General features: G+C 59.1%; 1 protein-coding gene. It reads left to right on the top strand.

All coding sequences use genetic code 11. The features are described 5' to 3' along the window. A partial coding sequence (locus EN862_RS35935) for a hypothetical protein (RefSeq protein ID WP_135913365.1) occupies window positions 1–279 on the top strand: 279 nt, incomplete at both ends.

Genomic DNA, 279 nt, shown 5'->3' with positions numbered 1-279 from the left:
TGAAAAAGTTGATTTTGGCCTCGGTGCTGGCATTCGCCGCGACAGCGGCAGCGATGGCGCCAACCCAAGCCGCCAGCCTGACTATCCAGTCCGACGACGGCGGCCAATATTCCTCGGATGACGATTCCGGAATCGTCGTTCGCCGTCATCATATGCGCCACTATGACAACGAGTATGACGGCGACCAGAACGCTCAGTACGATGACTACGACAATGGCGGCTACCGCTGGCGCCACCACCATCACCGCTGCCACACGGAAACGATTGTGCATTGGCGCC

Origin of the sequence: Mesorhizobium sp. M2E.F.Ca.ET.219.01.1.1 (genome assembly GCF_004016445.2) — a bacterium.
Taxonomy (GTDB): Bacteria; Pseudomonadota; Alphaproteobacteria; order Rhizobiales; family Rhizobiaceae; genus Mesorhizobium.
This window is presented reverse-complemented; position numbering and strand designations above follow the sequence as displayed.